We start from the raw sequence: 17,009 nt of genomic DNA on the forward strand, positions 1-17,009 counted from the left end.
CCATGAACCCGACGCCGCTCTACGACTACTCGCCCCTGGTGCAGATGATGCTGACCGGGCTGCTGATCGCGCTCGGCCCGCTCCTGTGGCTGGCGTTGCGCAACCGCCGCGCCAGCCCCACGCGCCGCCTGCAGGCGCTGACCGTGCTGACCCTGTTCCTGACCTTCGACCTGGTGATGTTCGGCGCCTTCACCCGGCTCACCGACTCCGGCCTGGGCTGCCCCGACTGGCCGGGCTGCTACGGCGAGGCCCATCCGGTGGCCGCGCATGCGCAGATATCCGCCGCCGAGGCCGCCATGCCCGAAGGCCCGGTGACGCACCGCAAGGCCTGGGTGGAGATGGTGCACCGCTACCTGGCCACCGGCGTGGGTGTGCTGATCATCGCCCTGGCCATCGCCACCTGGCGCGCCTGGCGCCGCCAGCGGTTGCAGGGCGGAGCGGTGCCGCCGGTGCATCCGGCCTGGCCGATCGCCACGCTCTTCTGGGTCTGCGTGCAGGGTGCCTTCGGTGCCTGGACGGTCACGCTCAAGCTTTTTCCCGCCATCGTGGTGATGCACCTGGCCGGCGGGATCGTGCTGCTGGCCATGCTGGCGCTGCAGGCGGCGCGGCACGGTCTGGCGCAGCTGGGGCTGGCGCCGGTGCGCATCTCGGCGGCGCAGCGCGGCCTGCTCTGGGTCACACTCGCCGCCGTCTGCCTGCAGGTGCTGCTGGGCGGCTGGGTCAGCACCAATTACGCGGTGCTGGTCTGCGACGGCTTTCCGACTTGCCAGGGCCAGTGGTGGCCGCCGATGGACTTCGCGCGCGGCTTCGAGCTGTGGCGTCCGCTGGGCCAACTGGCCGATGGCAGTCCCATCGACTTCGCGGCGCTGACGGCGATCCACTATATGCACCGGCTCTTCGCCTATGTCGTCTTCGTGCTGCTGATTGCCGTGGCCGTGCGGCTGTGGCGGGTGGAGGGGCTGCGCCGCCCGGTCGCCACCATCGCCGGGCTGGCCGCGCTGCAGCTGGCCACCGGCCTGTCCAACGTGATCCTGGACTGGCCGCTGGTCGCCGCCGTGCTGCACACCGGCGGCGCCGCCGCGCTGGTCGCGGCCCTGGTCTGGGCACTGTCTTCCTCCCGTCGCGCGGCGCCGCAGCCGCGCCACCGTTTATCCTCGCTTCCCGCATGAATCCCGCCGCTCCCGTCGTCCACCCCCCGCCGCCGTGCCGCCCTCGCGCGTGCGGCAGTTCTACGCGCTGACCAAGCCGCGGGTGGTGCAGCTCATCGTCTTCTGCGCCCTGATCGGCATGGTGCTGGCCGTGCCGGGCGCGCCGAGCTGGGCGGAGGTGCAGCGCGCGCTGGTGGCCTGCGTGGGCATCTGGCTGGTGGCGGGCGCGGCCGCAGCCTTCAACTGCCTGGTCGAAAAGGGCATCGACGCACGCATGCGCCGCACGTCCTGGCGGCCCACGGCGCGTGGCGAGCTGGGCGACGGCCAGACCCTGCTGTTCTCCGGCGTGCTGTGCGCGGCCGGCTCGGCCATCCTGTATGTCTGGATCAACCCGCTGACCATGTGGCTGACCTTCGCCACCTTCGTCGGTTACGCGGTGGTCTACACGGTGGTGCTCAAGCCGCTGACGCCGCAGAACATCGTCATCGGCGGCGCCTCGGGCGCCATGCCGCCGGTGCTGGGCTGGGCGGCGATGACGGGCGATGTGGGCCCGGAAGCGCTGATCCTCTTCCTCATCATCTTCCTGTGGACGCCGCCGCACTTCTGGGCCCTGGCGCTCTACCGGGTGGAGGACTACCGCAAGTCCGGCCTGCCGATGCTGCCGGTCACCCACGGCAACGAGTTCACCCGGCTGCAGGTGCTGCTCTACACCTTCGTGCTGTTCGCCGGCTGCCTGATGCCCTTTGCCTACGGCATGAGTTCCTGGCTCTACCTGGTCGTGGCCATCGTGCTGTCGCTGGGCTTCTGCGGCTATGCCTTCGCCCTGTGGCGCGAGTATTCGGACGGCCTGGCGCGCAAGACCTTCCGTTTTTCCCTGATCCACCTGAGCGTGCTGTTCGCGGCCCTGCTGGTCGACCACTACCTGTTCTAGAAACCCGCGTCCATGAAGACCCGCACCTTTCTCCACCTGTTCGCCGGTGCCGGCGTGGCCGCCCTGCTGGGCGCCTGCTCCAAGGCGGCGCCGGGCCCGGCCTTCCAGGCGGTGGACATCACCGGCGCCGAATACGCCAAGGACTTCCACCTGCCCGATGCGCACGGCAAAACCCGCAGCCTGTCGGAATTCAAGGGCAAGGTCGTCGCCATCTTCTTCGGCTACACCCAGTGCCCGGACGTCTGCCCGACCACGCTGGCCGAGATGGCCGAGATCAGGAACCAGCTCGGCGCCGACGGCGACAAGCTGCAGACCCTCTTCATCAGCGTGGACCCGGAGCGCGACACGCCCGAGATCCTGCAGGCCTACATGGCCAACTTCGACGCCAGCTTCATCGCCCTGCGGCCGGAAAACCAGGAGCAGCTCGCGGCCGTGGCCAAGGACTTCAAGGTCTACTACAAGAAGGTCGACGGCAGCGCGCCCGGCAGCTACACCATGGACCATTCGGCCGCCACCTACCTGTACGACCCGATGGGCCGGCTGCGGCTCTATGCCAAGTACGGCGGAGGCAGCGCACCGCTGCTGGCCGACATCAAGCTGCTGATGCAGCAGACGGCCTGAGCGGGCGTCTCAGTCGGCGGTGATCCGCGCGCTGCGGATCACCTCGCCCATGGAAGCGGCATCCGCACGCACGCGGTTGGCCAGTCCTTCGGAGGAACTCCCCACCGCCTGCCAGCCCTGCTGGAAGAGTTTGCTGCGCATCTCCGGCGTTCGCACGATCTCCGAGAACAGGGCCGACAGCCGCGCCACCAGCGCGGGCGGCATGCTGGCCGGCGCGGCCGCCGCGTTCCAGATCTCCAGGTTGAAATCCGCGATGCCCGCCTCGGCCAGGCTGGGAATCTCCGGCACCAGCGGGCTGCGGCCGCGCGCGGTGATGCCGATGGCGCGCAGCTTGCCCGCGCGCGCCTGGGCGGCGGCCAGCGTGGGCGGCAGCAGGGCCAGCTGCAGTTCGCCGCCGATCATGGCGTTGGCCACCTGCGGATAGCCGGGGTAGGGCACATGCACCGGCGCCATCGGCACCCGGCGCTTGAGCAGTTCCATGCCCACATGGCCGACCGTGCCCACGCCCGGCGTGCCGTAGCTCCAGCGGTCGCCCGAGGCCCGGGCCGCCTGAAGGAAGGCCCGGGCGTCGGCGCCCGGGGCGTTGGCGGGTGCGGTCAGCACCAGGGGCGAGATGCCGATCAGGCTGATGGGGGCGAAGTCCTTCAGCGGGTCGTAGCCCAGCCTGGGGTTGATCAGGCGGGCGATGGTCATGTTGCCGTTGATCATCAGGCCGATGGTGTGATCGTCTCGGGCCCGGGCGACGAACTCGGCCGCGATGTTGCCGCCGGCGCCGACCTTGTTGTCCACGATGACTGGCTGGCCCAGTGCCTGGGACAGGGGTTCGGCCAGGGTGCGGGCGGTGATGTCGGGGGAGGAGCCTGCGGGGAAGCCTACGACGATGTGCAGGGGGCGGGTGGGCCAGGGCTTGCTTGACTGGGCCAGGACGGGGGCGGTTAGCAGGCTGCTGGCGGCCAGGCAGGTGCGGCGGGAGATCATTGTGTTTCTTGCTTTTGGTGGGTTATTTGATTTTATCTGCTGTGGGCTTTGGGTTTTTCTTCTGTGTTTTTAGGGTGGAGCTGGGGCTGCGCGCCCCAGACCGCGGTAACTTTCTTTCCATTGAAAGAAAGTCACCAAAGAAAAATTCAATGCGGGAGCGGGAGATATTTTTCGGGCCTTCGCTGCCGCTCGGCCTGGGGCAGAAATCGATATTGGGCGGCTCTGCCAGGCGACGATTTGGCCCTGTTTGATATAGCCGCCATGCCCCCAGTCCAGCCGAAACAGGCGCAGGACTGACGGCTCTTGATCGATCGCCGCGCTGGAATAGACGGGCATTTGGTATTTGGTATCACGGTATTGGCTGTTCCGCTGCAGGGCAGCGGTCCGAAGACTGGATAGCGAGCAGGCCAAATCGTCCAGTTCTCCGCCAGTTCGATCAGGCTCTGCCCCAGGCCGAGCGCAGCGAAGGCCCGAAAAATATCTCCCGCTCCCGCATTGAATTTTTCTTTGGTGACTTTCTTTCAATGGAAAGAAAGTTACCGCGGTCTGGGGCGCGCAGCCCCAGCTCCACCCTGAAAATAATAGAAGAAGTACAAAATGAAAAAAGCCGCTCTGAAATCCAGAGCGGCCCCTATGAGCAAAGATTACCGAGAAAGATCAGGCGTACTCAGCCAAAGCCTTCTTCATCTTCTTCATCGCAGCAGACTCGATCTGCCGAATCCGCTCCGCACTGACGTGGTACTCAGCCGCCAGCTCATGCAGCGTCATGCCACCCGACCCATCGTCGTTCACCTTGAGCCAGCGCTCTTCCACGATGCGCCGGCTGCGGTCATCCAGCGCTTGCAGCGCAGTGGCGATACCGTCCGAAGCCAGCACATCGCGCTGGTGCGACTCGATCATCGCCGTGGGTTCATGCGCCACGTCGGCCAGGTAGGCAATAGGCCCGAAAGCCTGCTCGCCGTCGTCCGAAGGAGAGGGGTCCAGCAGCACATCGCCGCCAGCCATGCGCATCTCCATCTCCAGCACTTCCTCCGGCTTGACGTTCAGCCGCTCGGCCATGGTCTCGACCTGGCCGGCGCTCAGTGTCTCGCGGTGCGTTACGCCAGCTTCGTCCATCGCCGAGTCGGCCTTGAAGGCCTGCTTCATCGAGCGCAGGTTGAAGAACAGCTTGCGCTGGCTCTTGGTGGTGGCCACCTTCACCATGCGCCAGTTCTTCAGGATGTATTCGTGGATCTCTGCCTTGATCCAGTACATGGCATAGCTCACCAGGCGCACGCCCTGTTCGGGGTCGAAACGCTTGACGGCTTTCATCAGGCCCACGTTGCCTTCCTGGATCAGGTCGCCGTGCGGCAGGCCGTAGCCCAGGTACTGGCGCGAGATGGACACCACCAGGCGCAGGTGCGAGAGCACCAGCTTTCCGGCGGCCTCGACCTTGTTCTCGTCGCGCAGTTCACGGGCGAAACGCTGCTCTTCCTCGGGCGTGAGCAGCGGCATGCGGTTGACCGCGGAAATATAGGCATCGAGGTTGCCCAGGGGCGGCACGATCGCCCACGGATTGGCGGGGGCGACGGCGGTTGCGGCTCCAGTTGAATAGTTCATACCGGGGGATCCTTTCCTCATGACGGGCATGTTAGCACTCGGTTAGAGAGAGTGCTAAGACCCGAGTTCCCTAGGTCTTCTCGCAGGGCGCCGGAGATTTCCGGGCGCCTGGAAAAAGAAGGCCGACCGGGCTATTGAAGCCACGGACGGCCCTGCGTTTCGTAGGAACGACGCTCGCAGTTATGCGCTGGTTCTTCCTGTTTCAAGAGCCATGCCGTCGCTTTGATGAAGATGTTTGCGCTTGCTCTCAGCCGAGCAAGGCCTGGGCGAACTCGCGGGCGTTGAAGGTTTCCAGGTCTTCCAGCTTCTCGCCCACACCGATGAAATAGACCGGGATCGGCCGTTCCTGGGCGATGGCCGCCAGCACGCCGCCCTTGGCGGTGCCGTCGAGCTTGGTGACGATCAGCCCGGTCAGGCCCAGCGCGTCGTCGAAGGCGCGCACCTGGGCCAGGGCGTTCTGGCCGGTGTTGCCGTCGATCACCAGCAGCACCTCGTGCGGCGCGCTGTTGTCGGCCTTCTGCACCACCCGCTTGATCTTCTGCAGCTCCTGCATCAGGTGCAGCTGGGTGGGCAGGCGGCCGGCGGTGTCGACCAGCACCACGTCCTTGCCGCGCGCCTTGCCGGCGGTGACCGCATCGAAGCTCACGGCGGCCGGGTCGCCGCCCTGCTGGCCGATGATCTCGACCAGGTTGCGGTCGGCCCACACGCCCAGCTGCTCGCGCGCGGCGGCGCGGAAGGTGTCGGCGGCGGCCAGCAGCACGGTGGCCTTGGCGTCGGCCAGGTGCTTGGTGAGCTTGCCGATGGAGGTGGTCTTGCCGGCGCCGTTGACGCCCGCGACCATGATCACGGTGGGCGTGTGCTGGCCGATGACCAGCGGCTTTTCCAGGGGCTTGAGCAGGTCGGCGATGGCATCGGCCAGCAGCGCCTTGACGGCGGTGGGCTCGGTGCTGCGGCGCTCCTTGACGCGGCGGCGCAGGTCGTCGAGCAGGTGCTGGGTGGCCTTGATGCCGGTGTCGGCCATCAGCAGGGCGTCTTCCAGCTCGTCGTAGAGGGCGTCGTCGATGCGGGCGTCGCTGAACACGGCGGCGATGCTGCCGCCGGTCTTGCGCAGGCCGCCGCGCAGGCGCTGCATCCAGCCGGAGCGCTCGGCCGTGCCGCCTTCTTCTGCTTGCGCGGCCGGCGCCGGGGCAGCCACGACGGGTGCCGCGGCCGGGGCGGGCGGCGCAAGCGGCGGCGGCGGCACAAGAGGCGCAGCGGCTGGCGGCGGTGGTAGCGGCGGCGCGGCCACCGGCACCGCCACGACGGGCGTGGGGGCGACAGCCGGCGCGGCTGGCGGTGGTGTCGTGGTCTCGGGCGTTTCGGCTGGCGCGGGCGCCAGGCCCAGCTGGCTCTTCAACCAGCCGAGCGCGCCTGTCGGCGCTGCGTCTTCCTGCGGGGGAGTGGTCGACGCGGGTTCCGGTGTGGCCGCCGGCGGCTTTTTCTTGAAAAAACTGAACATGGACGCGTTCTTAGAATCAAGCATTCTATGAAACGAGCTTTCCAACGCGGCATTGCCGTTCGAACCGGCTGGCGCGGCCTGGGTTTTGTGTTGTCCGCCAGCCTGCTGGCGACCGGTGCCGGGGCCCAGCCCAGCGGGCCGGACACACCCGGCGCCCCGATCGCCGCCGCCACGCCCGCCCCGGCCGTGGCAGCCGCCGACACCCGGCAGTTCACCCTCTCCAACGGCATGGCACTGATCGTGAAGGTGGACCGCCGCGCGCCGATCGCCGTCAACATGGTGTGGATACGCGCCGGCGCGATGGACGAGGTGGACGGCACCTCCGGCATCGCCCACATGCTCGAACACATGATGTTCAAGGGCACGCCCGAGGTGCCGGTGGGCGAGTTCTCCCGCCGTGTCGCGGCGCTGGGCGGCCGCGAGAACGCCTTCACCAACCTCGACTACACCGGCTACTACCAGCAGGTGCCGGCCGCCCGGCTGCCGGATGTGATGAAGCTGGAAGCCGACCGCTTCGCCAACAACGCCTGGCCCGATGCCGAGTTCCTGAAGGAACGCCAGGTGGTCGCCGAGGAGCGCCGCATGCGCACCGAGGACCGGCCGCGCAGCCGGCTCTACGAAGCCCTGTCCGCCCAGGTCTGGACCGCCTCGCCTTATCACCGCCCGGTGGTGGGCTGGATGGGCGACATCGCCGCCTTCACCGCCGACGACGTGCGCGACTTCTACCGGCGCTGGTACGTGCCGGCCAATGCCGCGATCGTGATCGCCGGCGATGTCGATCCCGAGCAGGTGCGCGGCTGGGCCGAATCCACCTACGGCCGCATCCCCGCCCGTGCCGTGCCGGCCCGCAAGCCGCGGCCGGAGCCGGTGCAGGTGGGCATGCGGCGCTTCGACTTCCGCGCGCCGGCCGAACAGGCCTATGTGGCGCTGGCCTTTCGTGCGCCCGGCCTGGAATCGCTGGAGGCCGACACGCCCGAGGCGCAGGACGCCCTGGCGCTGACGGTGCTGGCCGCCGTGCTCGACGGCTATTCCGGCGCCCGTCTGCAGCGCCATCTGGCGCGCGGCGAGAACCGGGTGGCCGATGGTGTCGATGCCTCGCATGCGCTGGTGGCACGCGGCCCCAAGCTCTTCACCCTGGCCGGCGTGCCGGCCAAGGGCCACAGCGCCGCCGAACTGGAAAAGGCCCTGCGCGGCGAAGTCGCCTTGATCGCCCGCGAAGGCGTGGGCGAGGCCGAACTGCGCCGGGTCAAGATCCAGTGGCGGGCCGGCGAGGTGTTCCAGCGCGACTCCGTCTTCGCCCAGGCGCAGGACCTGGGCAGCAACTGGGTGCAGGGCCTGCCGCTGGGTGCCGATGCGCGGCTGCTCGACCGGCTGGCGGCCGTCACCTCGGCGCAGCTGCAGTCGGTGGCGCAGCGCTATTTCGGCGACGAACAACTCACCGTCGGCACCCTGGTGCCGCTGCCGCCGGACCCGTCCCGGCCGCCCCGCCCCCAGGGCGATGAAGCCACGGGCGGGCCTGTCCATTGAACGATCGGAAAGAACCCATCATGGCTGTCCATTTCCGCCTTCTTGCGCCGCTGCGCTGGCCTCGGCTGCTGGCCGCCGGCCTGCTGGCGCTGGCCACCTGCGCCCAGGCCGCGCTGCCGATCCAGCACTGGCGCCGCGCCGACGGCGCGCAGGTCTTCTTTGTCGAGAGCCGGGCGGTGCCCATCGTCGATGTGCAGATCGATTTCGATGCCGGCGCCCGGCGCGAGCCGGCCGCGCTCACCGGCCTGGCCGGCGCCATGGCCGGCATGCTGGACAAGGGCGTGAAACCGCACGGCGCCGAGCCGGCGCTGGGTGAAGACGCGCTGGACGACGCCTGGGCCGAACTCGGCGCGCAGTTCGGCGCGGGCGCGGGCAACGACCGTTTCAGCTTCTCGCTGCGCTCCCTGTCCGACCCGGCGCTGCTGGCCCGCGCGGCAGCGCTGGCGGCCCGCGAGATCGGCGAGCCTTCCTTCCCCGAAACCGTCTGGACGGCGGAGCGCCAGCGCATCGCCGCCGCCCTGCGCGAGGCGGAAACCCGGCCGGGCACCCGCGCCGGCCGGCTCTACGAGCAGGCGGTGTTCGGCGAGCATCCCTATGGCCGGCAGACCACGCAGGCCAGCCTGCAGGCGATCACCGTCGGCGCCATGCGCGACTTCCATGCGCGCCTGCAGCCTTGCGGCGCCACGATCAGCATCGTGGGCGCGCTGGACCGCAGCCAGGCCGATGCCCTCGCCGCCAGCCTGCTCGGCCGCCTGGCCGAAGGCCGCTGCCAGGCCCTGCCGGCCGTGGCCGAGGTCCGCCCCTGGCGGCGGCGCAGGACATCCGCCAGCCCTTCGCCTCGGCCCAGGCCCATGTCTACATCGGCCAGCCCGGCATTGCCCGGCGCGATCCGGACTACTTCCCGATGACCGTCGGCAACTACATCCTGGGCGGCGGCGGCTTCAACTCGCGCCTGACCCAGCAGGTGCGCGAGGCGCGCGGCCTGAGCTACAGCGTGTACTCCGGCTTCGATCCGGCCATGAGCGCGGGCGCCTTCACCATCGGCCTGCAGACCCGGCCCGACCAGGCCGCGCAGGCGGTCGAGGTGGCGCGCGACGTGCTGGCGAAGTTCGTCGCCGACGGCCCCACCGAAGCCGAGCTGAAGGCCGCGCAGGACAACCTGATCGGCGGCTTCCCGCTGCGCCTGGACAGCAATGCCAAGCTGGTCGGCAATATCGCCAACATCGCCTGGAACGGCCTGCCGCTGGACTATCTGGACACCTGGACCGAGCGCGTGCGTGCCATCACCGCGGCCGATGTGCGGCGGGCCTTCGCGCGGGTGCTGCAGCCCGATCGCATGGTCACCGTGGTCGTGGGAGGTGCATCGTGATGAAGGCCGCCGTCAAGACCGCTGTCAAGACGCTGTCGAAGAAGAGCGCCCCGCCCAGGCCGCATGGCGGCGCGGGCGAGGTGCGCATCATCGGCGGCCAGTGGAAACGCACGTCGCTGCCGGTGCCCGATCTGCCCGGCCTGCGGCCCACGCCGGCCCGTGTGCGCGAGACATTGTTCAACTGGCTGGGCCAGGACCTGGCGGGCTGGCGCTGCATCGATGCCTTCGCCGGCAGCGGTGCGCTGGGCCTGGAATGCGCCTCGCGCGGCGCCGCGCAGGTGCTGTTGTGCGAGCAGGACCTGCGCCTGGCCGCGGCACTCAAGGCGCTCTGCACCAGACTCTCGGCCAGCACGGTCGAAGTGCGGCGCGGCGACGGCATCTCCGCCCTGCGCGCCGTACCGGGCGCCTGGGACCTGGTACTGCTCGATCCGCCTTTCGAGGCCGACCTGTTCGATGCCGCCCTCAAGGCCGCGGCCGCCGGCCTGGCCGCGAACGGCCTGGTCTACCTGGAGGCGCCCGAGGCCTGGGACCAGGCCCGCCTGGCCGAACTCGGCTGGTCCAGCGAGCGCCATCTGCGGGCCGGCGCGGTGCATGCGCACCTGCTGCGCCGCTCGGCATAATCGCGGCCACTCCGCTCCAGGCCGCACACCGCATGGCACCTCTCATCGCTGTCTATCCCGGCACCTTCGACCCGATCACCCTCGGCCACGAGGACGTGGTGCGGCGCGCCACCCAACTCTTCGGCCGGGTGATCGTGGCGGTGGCGGCCGGCCATCACAAGAAGACCCTGTTCAGCCTGGAAGAGCGGATCGAGATGGTGCGGGAAGCCGTCTCGCCCTATCCGCAGGTCGAGGTGGAAAGCTTCGCCGGCCTGCTGCGCGACTTCGTGGTGGCGCGCGGCGCCAAGGCCATGGTGCGCGGGCTGCGGGCGGTGACCGATTTCGACTACGAGTTCCAGCTCGCCGGCATGAACCGCGCGCTGATGCCGGAGGTGGAAACCGTCTTCCTGACCCCTGGCGACAAATACCAGTTCATCTCCAGCACCTTCGTGCGCGAGATCGCCCAGCTCGGCGGCGAGGTCGACAAGTTCGTCTCGCCGCCGGTGCTGGGACGCCTGCTGACCAAGGTCGGCCGCTGAGGCTTCAGGCCGCGACGGGCTGAGGGTCGGCCGGCCGGGTCATGTCGTCCTTGTCGTCGATCAGCGGCATGTCCACGCTCTCGTGGATCACGTCGTGCACGAAGCGCAGCTTGCGCAGCGCGCCGGGCGACAGGGCGAAGGGATAGGCGTCGTCCTGCCCCAGGCTGCGGTTGAGGCTGTTGAGCATCAGCGTCACCGGAATCCACTGCTGCACCAGCTGGTCGAAATCGCTCTCGGCAGATCCGAAGGGGTTGGTCACGCAGTCCGCGCCGGTCTTCGGGTCGCCCGGCACTTCCACCTGCGTGTGATAGGCCGCGGCCGTCTCCAGCAGATCGACCATGTGCAGGTAGTGCGCCCAGGTCTCGGCCCAGTCCTCCCAGGGGTGGGCGGTGGCATAGGCGCTGACGAACTGGCTCTGCCAATCCTGCTGGCTGTGATCGGTGGCGTAGTGGGCCTTGAGCGCCTGCTGGTAGTCCAGCGATTCGTCGCCGAAGACTTCGCGGAAGGCCGGGATGCGGTTCTGCTCGCGGATCAGCCGGTCCCAGTAGAAATGGCCGGACTCGTGGCGCAGATGGCCGAGCAGGGTGCGGTAGGGCTCGCCCAGCTGCAGGCGGCGGCGGGCGCGCTCGTCGTCGTCGGCTTCGACGATGTTGAGGGTGATCAGGCCCTCGTTGTGGCCGGTCATCACACGCGGGCCGCCGGGCAGGTCGGCCAGGAATTCGTAGACCGGGCCGTCGTCGGGGCAGCCGTTCTCGTCGCAGTCGATCGAGGCCAGGCCCAGGCGGGCCAGGGTGTAGAAGAGGCGGCGTTTGGCGACCTCGATGCGGAACCAGCGCTGGCGGTTCCCGGCGAAGGACAGGTCGGGCATCACCCGGGTCTGCCGGCACGAAACGCACAGCGCATTCGGGTCCTGCAGCGGCACGGCGAAGTTGCAGCTCTGGTGCAGGTCGTGGTTCAGGCACATGCGGTACTGCAGCGGCGCGCCTTCCGGGGCATGGCTGCGTGCCCACAGGGCAGGGGAGCCGTCGGCGTTCGGTGCGCTGGGTGCGAGCAGGGCGGCCATGGTGAGCTGGTCGGGCAGGAAGGCCAGAGCGCAGCCGCAGTTCAGGCACTGCACGTTTTCGAAGAAAACCGGATGGCCGCAGTTGTCGCAGTTGAAGATTTTCATGGGGCGGTTCGCAGGAGGCGGCGCTGGGAATTCGGAAGACGGCAGCGGAAACAGGGAGGATCAAAAAAGGCAGGCGCGAAGACTGTGCTTCGGCCTGCCTGGCTCGCCAGGTGCAGGCGCGGGGCCGTTGCCGGCGCGCGCCCGGTCCTGATTACGGGCGCACGACGATGTTGTTGCGCACGTCACGCACGTTCTTGGTGGCGCGGGCGATGGTTTCGGCCTGGCTCTTCTCGGTCTGCGACTTGGCGAAGCCCGACAGCTGCACCGTGCCGTTGAGCGTTTCCACGCTGATGGAGGTGGCAGACACGGACTTGTCCTCGGCCATCTTGGCCTTCACGGCGGTGGTGATGCCGGCATCGTCCACATAGGAGCCGACGGTCTGCTGGTGGCGGGCGACGGAGCAGCCGGCGGTGACAACGGTGATACCGGCGATGGCGGCGAAGGCAAGGGCGCGTGCGTACTTCATGATGGTGTCCTCGGAATGATGGAGTTCTGTTCGAAAAGCCAGTGCGCTAGTGGGTGGGCCCGGCTGCCGCGTCGCACGACACGCGGCAGCCGGTGGGTTTTGGGTGTGGACCCGGCCGATCAGCGTTGCAGCCAGTCGGTCAGTTCGTCTGCGTGTTCTTCTTCCTGCGAGAGCACGCCTTCGAGCAGGCGGCGGGTGGTCGGGTCCTTGTCGCCGATGATCTGGATCATCTGGCGGTAGGCCTCGACGGCGATGCGTTCGGCGACCAGGTTGGCGCGCACCATGGACTGCAGGTCCTTGGAGTCGTCGTAGTCGGCGTGGCTGCGGCCCTTGAGCGATTCGGGGCTGAAGTCGGGCTCGCCGCCCAGCTGCACGATGCGTTCGGCCAGCAGGTCGGCGTGGGCCGATTCCTCGTTGGCGTGCACCAGGAATTCATCGGCGATGGCCGGCGAATGGATGCCGGTGGCGGTGAAGTAGTGGCGCTTGTAGCGCAGCACGCAGACCAGCTCGGTGGCCAGTGCGTCGTTCAACAGCTTGACGATGGCGTCGCGGTGCGGGCCGTAGCTCGGCGTGACCGGGCCTTCGGTGATGTCGATGTTGGCGGCAGCCTTCAGCTTTTCCTTGTCGAGTTCGAGGGACTCGATCTCGTTGTGGTCGGCGATGTCGGTCAGGTGGGAGATCTTGGCGGCTTTCATTCGTGGGGTCCTTATTTGGTATTTTTTCGGTTGCTCAGAAGCGAAAGGGCGAAGTTCGATACCTGCGACGACTTCAACGCCGCCACGGCCAAACCTCCCAGGGAAACCAGGCGCCAGGGGCGGATCACCACCAGGGCGGCGCCGAGGCCGGCGGCGATGCCGACCAGCTTGAGCGGGCGCTGCCGCGCGTATTCGGCAATCACCGGCTGGGCCACCACACCGGCCACACGGACCGGGTGAAACTCCCACCAGGCGCGCAGGCTGTGGCGTGCCACGGCGAACCAGCCGGAGGAGGGCGCGGGCTGCTCCTGCCAGTCGTCCGGCTCGGAGGCGGCAAGGCCCGCGTCGGGTGCGGCGCGGCCGTCGGCCACTGCAGCGCCGGCCGGCAGATCGCGGGGCCGTGAACGCGGAGCGTTCGAACGCGTGGAGGGCACCAGCTCATGCATCAGCGCTTCGCGGGTGGCTTGCAGCCGCTGCTTGGCGGTCGGCTGCACCGGACCGGTTTCGCGGCCCATCATTTGCGTTCTCCCGCGATGCGCAGGGCCTGCACGTCGGCATCGATCTGGGCCTTCAGGCCATCGAAACGTGTGGCGGGCATGGGGGTGCGTGCATAGAGAAAACACAGGACCGTGGCCAGCAGTGCCACCAGGGGCACGATCACCAGGGCCCAATGGAAGGTATCGAGCGTGAAGCCCAGCATCACGGCGATGCCGGTCAGCGTGACGAAGACCGAAGCCATCACCACCATGGCGCCCCAGGCGGCCAAGCGGGTGGCGAGCTGAACACCGACGTCGCTCACCTCCTCGTGCACCAGCGAGCCATAGGCCGCCAGATGCTCGACCACCAGTTCGGGTTTGCGGATCAAAAGCGTGAACAGGGGTGGAGCATGGCGGCGGCTGGTACGGGTGCGAAGGGGATGAGCAGGCGCCCGGATCAGTAGCGGTTGCGGTTGTTGTTGCGGGTGGCGATCAGGATGGCGGCGGCGATGGCGGCACCGGTGGCGGCGGCGATCAGCACCGACTTCACAGGCTGCTCGGACACATAACGGCCGGTCAGGTCGCCGTAGCGGTTGATCTGCTGCTGGGCACGCGACTTGGCATCGTTGGCGTATTCCATGCCGCGGCTGGCCAGCTGCTGGACACGGGCGGTGATCTGGTCCACCAGCGGATCGACGTTGTCGCGCAGGTCACGCACCTTGTCGCCGGCCTTGTCCAGGGCTTCGTTGGCGAAGCCGCGGGTGGTTTCGACGGCGCCTTGGGCGGATTGCAGTGCATCGTCCGAAGCGGAACGGATGGTGTTGGCGGCCTTGGTGGTGTTGAGGGTCATAGGGTGCTCCTGGTTTGCTTGTGGATTGATGGACGGCTCGGGAAAAAACGCGAAAGCTCGGACGCTGCCTAGCCTCGGCGCATCAGGCTGACGACAAAACTGACGATAGCCATGATGACGAAGACGAAGAACAGGATCTTGGCGATGCCGACGGCACCGGCGGCAATGCCACCGAAACCGAAGATGGCGGCGATCAGGGCGATTACCAGAAACACGACGGCGTAATGCAGCATGTTCTCTCTCCTCAGTGCTGGTTATGGGCTCGATCGGTGGTCCGATCAACGTGGCTTGAGCTTAGCCAGAGGGGCCGTCAGGACTGATCGGCTGTGGGCGCGCAGGGGTGTCATCCCCGGAGGCCGTGACCTGTAGGAGTCCGCCGACGGTTGGGCGAACGGTCGAAGCGTTGCCCGAAGAGGTGTTCAGGCCGAATGCGGCAGCGTGGCCGAGATGACGGTTCCGCCGCCGACCGAAGAGACGATGCTCAACTTGCCGCCCGCCGCCTCGACCCGGTGGCGCATGCCGTGCAGGCCGTGGGTGGAGGGGTCGATGCGCTGCGTATCGAAGCCCACACCGTTGTCGCGCACCTCCACCGCGACCTCCCTCGGATGGGTGCGCACGGAGACCTGCACATGGCTCGCGCGGGCGTACTTGCTGATGTTGGTCAGCGACTCCTGCACCATGCGGTAGACGGTCAGCTGCGCCGATGCGTCCAGCGGCGAGATGTCGAGTTCGCAGGATATGGTCAGGCCACTGCGCTCGCCGCTCTCGCGCGTCAGGATCTCCAGCGCGGCGACCAGGCCGAGGTTGGACAGCGAACTCGGCCGCAGGTCCTCGATGATGTTGCGCTTGAGGGCGATGCCGCTGTTGAGCGTTTCGGTCAGGTGCTGCAGCCGCGCCAGCAGTTCCGGCGAATCGGTCAGGCGCGACTTGATGCGCGCCACGTCCAGCTTGGCAGCCGTCAGCAGCGAGCCGAGTTCGTCGTGCAGTTCGCGCGCCAGGTGGGCGCGCTCGTTCTCGCGCACCTCCTGCAGATGGGTGGCCAGTTCTGCCAGCGAGGCGGTGCGTTCGCGCACCAGGCCTTCGAGCCGGTCGCGTTCGCCCTCCAGCGTCTCCTGCTGGCGCTGGGCGGCGAGTTCCAGCGCCTGGGTCTGGCGCAGGTACATGTAGAAGGCGATCAGGCCGACCAGCGCCACCGCCGCGATGCCCAGCCGCGACAGCTGCAGCGCATGGATCACCTGGCGCTGGCCGTGCTCCACCGCACGGCTGCGCACCTCCACCAGGTGGGCGGTCTGCGCACGGATCGAGTCCATATGCTCGCGCCCGACATCGGTCAGCATGATGAAGCGCCAGGCCTCTTCGTTGCCCTGCTTGCGCAGGCGCACGCTGAGGTCCATTTCGGCGAGCTTGCGGGAGATGTTGCGCGAGAGTTCGGCCAGTTCGCCCAGTTCCTCGGGCGTGGACAGGTAGGAGCTGCGCAGCTTGTCGATGGTCTGGTTGAGACCGGCGGTGGCCTGGCTGTAGGGCTGGAGATAACGCTCGTCGCCGGTCAGCAGGAAGCCGCGCTGGCCGGTCTCGGCATCGAGCATCTGCTGCAGCAGCCGGCTCAGCTCCACCCGGGTCTGCTGGGCGCGTTCGATGTCCATCAGGGCTTCGGTGGACCGGTGGTACCCCGCCTCGTTGATGGCGATGAGCATGACGGCCGCGAGGACCGCGGCAGGCAGGCTGATCACCAGCTTGGGAAGGGAGAAGCGTCGCATCGAAAAGTCGGAGCCCTGGGAATATTTCGTGAATAATCGACGGCAGAGCGTAAAGGGCGTTGGCCCATCCGCTGCAGGCATTGTGCCCCCGGCATTTGGCGGCACTCCAGAAAGACCCTCAATGATCAAAATCGGAATTGTGGACGACCACGCCATCGTGCGTTCAGGTCTCAAGCAGTTTTTCTCGGACCACGTGGACCTTCGGGTGGTCGGCGAAGCATCCAACGGCCGCGAGGCGATCGACCTGATCCGCAACACCGAAATCGACGTGCTGGTGATGGACCTCTCCATGCCCGGCCAGACCGGCCTGGATGCGCTGGGCATGATCCGCGCCAAGGCGCCGGATGTCGGCATCCTCATCCTGAGCGGCTACCCGGAAGAGCATTACGCGATGAACCTGATCCGTCAGGGCGCCAGCGGCTACCTGAACAAGGAATGCGATCCGATGGAGATCGTCAACGCGGTGCGCACCATCTCGCTGGGCCGCCGCTACATCACGCCGGCCGTGGCCGACCTGCTGGCCCAGCAGCTCAACCGCAAGGACGATGCGCCGGCGCACGAACTGCTGTCCGAGCGCGAGTTCCAGGTTTTCCTGAAGCTGTCCAAGGGCGAGACGGCGGGCGATATCGCCAAGTCGCTGTCGCTCAGCGTGAAGACGGTCAGCACCTACCGCACGCGCCTGATGGAGAAGATGAACCTGGCCTCCAACAGCGACCTGACCTACTACGCGCTGAAGAACAAGCTGATCGACTGATCCGCCCGGCACCCTCCAAAACAAAAAGCCCTGC

18 protein-coding genes and 1 pseudogene are annotated in these 17,009 nt (G+C 67.9%); 8 read left to right on the forward strand and 11 right to left on the reverse strand.

Annotation, left to right across the window (positions count from 1 at the left end; translation table 11 throughout):
• Nucleotides 1-2: 2 nt before the first annotated feature.
• Genes GT347_RS16345 through GT347_RS16355 form a run of 3 tightly spaced genes read left to right on the forward strand, consistent with a single transcriptional unit; the run spans nucleotide 3 to nucleotide 2,700 of the window.
• Nucleotides 3-1,169 (forward strand): COX15/CtaA family protein, encoded by a 1,167-nt coding sequence (locus GT347_RS16345; protein ID WP_160553222.1) that lies wholly within the window; start codon nucleotides 3-5, stop codon nucleotides 1,167-1,169.
• Nucleotides 1,170-1,203: 34 nt separating this feature from the next.
• Nucleotides 1,204-2,079 (forward strand): heme o synthase, encoded by an 876-nt coding sequence (cyoE, locus tag GT347_RS16350; RefSeq protein ID WP_160553223.1) that lies wholly within the window; start codon nucleotides 1,204-1,206, stop codon nucleotides 2,077-2,079.
• Nucleotides 2,080-2,091: 12 nt separating this feature from the next.
• Complete coding sequence (locus GT347_RS16355; RefSeq protein ID WP_160553224.1) at nucleotides 2,092-2,700, forward strand: SCO family protein; 609 nt, start codon at nucleotides 2,092-2,094, stop codon at nucleotides 2,698-2,700.
• Between the two features lie 9 nt (nucleotides 2,701-2,709).
• On the opposite strand, the gene GT347_RS16360 is transcribed toward GT347_RS16355, so the two are convergent.
• The 3 genes from GT347_RS16360 to ftsY all read right to left on the reverse strand — a co-directional run bounded on the left by GT347_RS16360 (nucleotide 2,710) and on the right by ftsY (nucleotide 6,775).
• Entirely contained in the window at nucleotides 2,710-3,678 is a 969-nt protein-coding gene (locus tag GT347_RS16360; RefSeq protein WP_160553225.1) for a Bug family tripartite tricarboxylate transporter substrate binding protein, read from the reverse strand.
• A gap of 657 nt (nucleotides 3,679-4,335) precedes the next feature.
• Nucleotides 4,336-5,307 carry an RNA polymerase sigma factor RpoH gene (gene rpoH, locus GT347_RS16365; RefSeq protein WP_407704101.1) on the reverse strand — a complete coding sequence of 324 codons (972 nt, stop codon included), beginning with the start codon at nucleotides 5,305-5,307 and terminating at the stop codon, nucleotides 4,336-4,338.
• A gap of 217 nt (nucleotides 5,308-5,524) precedes the next feature.
• Nucleotides 5,525-6,775, reverse strand: coding sequence for a signal recognition particle-docking protein FtsY (ftsY, locus tag GT347_RS16370; RefSeq protein WP_160553227.1), 1,251 nt, complete (start codon nucleotides 6,773-6,775; stop codon nucleotides 5,525-5,527).
• Nucleotides 6,776-6,802: 27 nt separating this feature from the next.
• Here ftsY and GT347_RS16375 point away from each other — a divergent pair, with 27 nt between their 5' ends.
• From GT347_RS16375 to coaD, 4 genes and pseudogenes are all read left to right on the forward strand, one after another.
• A complete protein-coding gene (locus GT347_RS16375) occupies nucleotides 6,803-8,302 on the forward strand; it encodes a M16 family metallopeptidase (RefSeq protein WP_160553228.1) in 1,500 nt (499 codons plus the stop codon).
• A gap of 20 nt (nucleotides 8,303-8,322) precedes the next feature.
• Nucleotides 8,323-9,671, forward strand: a pseudogene (locus GT347_RS16380) (M16 family metallopeptidase).
• Nucleotides 9,671-10,291, forward strand: a complete 621-nt coding sequence (gene rsmD / locus GT347_RS16385) for a 16S rRNA (guanine(966)-N(2))-methyltransferase RsmD (protein ID WP_160553229.1) — start codon at nucleotides 9,671-9,673, stop codon at nucleotides 10,289-10,291. Before GT347_RS16380 ends, rsmD begins: the two are co-directional and overlap by 1 nt.
• A gap of 32 nt (nucleotides 10,292-10,323) precedes the next feature.
• Nucleotides 10,324-10,809, forward strand: a complete 486-nt coding sequence (gene coaD / locus GT347_RS16390) for a pantetheine-phosphate adenylyltransferase (protein WP_160553230.1) — start codon at nucleotides 10,324-10,326, stop codon at nucleotides 10,807-10,809.
• Between the two features lie 4 nt (nucleotides 10,810-10,813).
• Here coaD and GT347_RS16395 read toward each other — a convergent pair whose 3' ends face one another.
• From GT347_RS16395 to GT347_RS16430, 8 genes are all read right to left on the reverse strand, one after another.
• A complete protein-coding gene (locus tag GT347_RS16395; protein ID WP_160553231.1) occupies nucleotides 10,814-11,977 on the reverse strand; it encodes a zinc-binding metallopeptidase family protein in 1,164 nt (387 codons plus the stop codon).
• 151 nt (nucleotides 11,978-12,128) lie between these two features.
• Nucleotides 12,129-12,443 carry a BON domain-containing protein gene (locus GT347_RS16400; RefSeq protein ID WP_160553232.1) on the reverse strand — a complete coding sequence of 105 codons (315 nt, stop codon included), beginning with the start codon at nucleotides 12,441-12,443 and terminating at the stop codon, nucleotides 12,129-12,131.
• Nucleotides 12,444-12,562: 119 nt separating this feature from the next.
• Nucleotides 12,563-13,138 carry a ferritin-like domain-containing protein gene (locus tag GT347_RS16405; RefSeq protein ID WP_160553233.1) on the reverse strand — a complete coding sequence of 192 codons (576 nt, stop codon included), beginning with the start codon at nucleotides 13,136-13,138 and terminating at the stop codon, nucleotides 12,563-12,565.
• An 11-nt stretch (nucleotides 13,139-13,149) separates the two neighbouring features.
• Nucleotides 13,150-13,656, reverse strand: coding sequence for a hypothetical protein (locus tag GT347_RS16410; RefSeq protein WP_160553234.1), 507 nt, complete (start codon nucleotides 13,654-13,656; stop codon nucleotides 13,150-13,152).
• On the reverse strand, nucleotides 13,653-14,003 hold the full coding sequence (locus GT347_RS16415; protein WP_229722341.1) for a hypothetical protein: 351 nt from the start codon (nucleotides 14,001-14,003) through the stop codon (nucleotides 13,653-13,655). Before GT347_RS16415 ends, GT347_RS16410 begins: the two co-directional genes overlap by 4 nt.
• 68 nt (nucleotides 14,004-14,071) lie before the next feature.
• On the reverse strand, nucleotides 14,072-14,464 hold the full coding sequence (locus tag GT347_RS16420) for a hypothetical protein (protein ID WP_160553235.1): 393 nt from the start codon (nucleotides 14,462-14,464) through the stop codon (nucleotides 14,072-14,074).
• Between the two features lie 68 nt (nucleotides 14,465-14,532).
• A complete protein-coding gene (locus GT347_RS16425; protein ID WP_160553236.1) occupies nucleotides 14,533-14,697 on the reverse strand; it encodes a DUF1328 domain-containing protein in 165 nt (54 codons plus the stop codon).
• 186 nt (nucleotides 14,698-14,883) lie between these two features.
• Entirely contained in the window at nucleotides 14,884-16,221 is a 1,338-nt protein-coding gene (locus tag GT347_RS16430) for a CHASE3 domain-containing protein (protein ID WP_160553237.1), read from the reverse strand.
• Between the two features lie 121 nt (nucleotides 16,222-16,342).
• Here GT347_RS16430 and GT347_RS16435 point away from each other — a divergent pair, with 121 nt between their 5' ends.
• Complete coding sequence (locus GT347_RS16435; protein ID WP_160553238.1) at nucleotides 16,343-16,975, forward strand: response regulator; 633 nt, start codon at nucleotides 16,343-16,345, stop codon at nucleotides 16,973-16,975.
• Nucleotides 16,976-17,009: the final 34 nt, after the last annotated feature.

The sequence above is a fragment of the Xylophilus rhododendri genome, assembly GCF_009906855.1.
Classification (GTDB): Bacteria; Pseudomonadota; Gammaproteobacteria; order Burkholderiales; family Burkholderiaceae_C; genus Xylophilus; species Xylophilus rhododendri.